General features: G+C 72.0%; 1 protein-coding gene. It reads right to left on the bottom strand.

Going from position 1 to position 2,166, the window contains the following annotated elements:
• Positions 1–974 precede the first annotated feature (974 nt).
• Positions 975–2,166 (bottom strand): alpha/beta hydrolase family protein (locus ACQKIP_RS45665; RefSeq protein ID WP_427745696.1); only part of this gene is annotated, 1,192 nt, incomplete at its 5' end.

The raw sequence follows: 2,166 nt of genomic DNA, 5'->3' as shown, positions 1-2,166 counted from the left end.
GCCCTGCAGGCTCTGCCCTCGACTGCGGCTCATCACCCTCGTCCGCGAGGCGATCGACGCCCACGACCTGCCCCGGCAAGGCCCTGCCGCCGGTCATCCGAGCCGGGGTCCACCACCCGAGAGGCCGTAGGCGCTGTCGGGGGCCGGCCGCACTAGGGGTGATCGTGCAGACGTTCCCGGGACCGGGCGGACCGGCGGATGGTCTGGTCGGCCCCGCGAGCGGACACGGTTCCTGCCCGGTCGGCGCGAGTCCGGGCTCCAGCGCCGTGAAGTTGATTGCAAGCGAGGGACAAGATGCGTAACTCGGCCGGTATCTGGGAGAACTCCGCTATCTTCGAGCGGTGCGAGCAGGTGCGCCACGACGCCCGGGAAGCGGCTGACAGGGCACGCGAGATGCGCGCCGAGGCAGAACGGATGCGGCTGAAGGCAGCGCAGCTGCGTGTCGCCCCGCGAGGCTGCCGTAGCCGCGCCGACGCGGGGACATCAAAGGCGGGGGCGCCGGACCCTGCACGTCCTCCGCCCGATCGCCCGCCACTCGCGGCGCAGCTCATCGTGTCTTCCTTCGTGCGGCGACGGCCCTCCCACCCCGTATGCGCCGGGACATAGCGCTCCATCGGGGCACCGCTCACACCAGCGAGAGCGCGCATCGCGCAGCCGATCACGGCGCCGCCACCTGGCCGTACACCGACGTGGCCGCCCTGCTGCAGCTCAAAGCGCTCGCTTTGCCGAATGAACGCCACCAGCTGTGGCGGGAAGACTGGCGCCCCTGAACCGCACGGCACGACCGTCGATACCCGGCACGCGGGATCGCGGACAGGCGCAGGCGCACGCCGATGAGCGTGCACCAACCGTGAAGTTACGCGCGCCCCGGCCAGCCGTCAGGGCCCGAACGCAATCGCGCGGAGCCCGGCCCGGTCGTCCTGCTCCCTCACGAGCCTGCGAGGGACCGCGGCGTCGCGGTCCCTCGCACTCGTTCACGGAAGGAACGTCACGGCCGGGAAGGCCGGGGACGGGCCGTCGAGCAGGTGCTCGCGGCGGTGGCGCAGGTGCTGGTCGAAGAACGCGAGCGGATACGCCTGCTGGATCCGCACCGCCTGACCGGGGTCGAGGGTGCCGATCACGTCTTCGAGCTGCTTCCTGCTCCATCCATACAGCTTCGCTACCTGCGGGAACAGCGCCTCATTGTCGCCGTACGAGATATGGGACGCGCCCTGTGCCTGGATGTCCAGCCGCCAGCCCTTCAGGTGCGGCCAGAAAGCGGCAGCCGCGGGATTGGTGGAACGGGCGAACTCGGCCGACATCATCATGAACGGCCGGTGCAGGTCGCCGTCCAGCGCCGGCTTCATCTGCATCGGCCCGTCCACGCTCAGGCCGGCCCGGATCCGTTCGTCCGCGAGCATGGCGCAGGCGGTGGCCGTGCCGCCCTTGGACCAGCCGAACGCGCCCATGCGCCGCGCGTCGAGGCAGCCCAGCAGCCCGGCAGGCAGCTTTCTGCGGTCGGCGTCGGGATTGTGGCCGGCGGCGATCTGCTCGACGCAGTCCAGGACGAAGCGCAGATCGGCGGCGAAGTCCCCGGGCAGCGTCGGCGCCCGCTCGTCATCGAGCGGCACATCGATCCGGCCGTCGGGGAATCGGGTGTAGGTGTCGTACTGGTGGGCCACCGTCACCACCGCATAGCCGTGGCTGGCGAGCTCCTGGACCACCACGGTGTGATCGCCCTGGTGGCTGTGCGCGCCGTGCGAGAACACGACCACGGGCAGTCGCCGGCCCGTACGCCGCACCGGAGCGCCCACATGCCCGGCCGTCAGCGGCCCCCGCGAGGCCAGATCGCTCAACCCGGCGTCGGCGAGGAACGCCTCAAACGCCCCCTCCGGCATCCAGGGCGCCACCGGATACCGCTCGACGTTCCGGGCCGGATACCAGACGGTGGCCATCAACTCGCGGAAGCGTCCGGGTCCCGCGATGTCGTCCGGACGCGACCGGTCCACGAGATGCAGTTGGACCGTGCCCACCGGGTGCGGCCCTCTCGGCGCGGGCAGCGTCAGCCGCCCCGCGGCAGGCTCGACCGCGCCCGGCCCGGCCCATGCAGGGCCGGCAACACCGGCCAGCGGCACCGCGGCCCCGGCAGTCAGCGCGGCTCCCATCATGCGGCGGCGCGTCATACCC

Origin of the sequence: Streptomyces sp. NPDC059900 (assembly GCF_050270335.1) — a bacterium.
Classification (GTDB): Bacteria; Actinomycetota; Actinomycetes; order Streptomycetales; family Streptomycetaceae; genus Streptomyces.
Note: the sequence above shows the minus strand (reverse complement) of the source record. Positions and strands in the feature narration are given on the sequence as shown.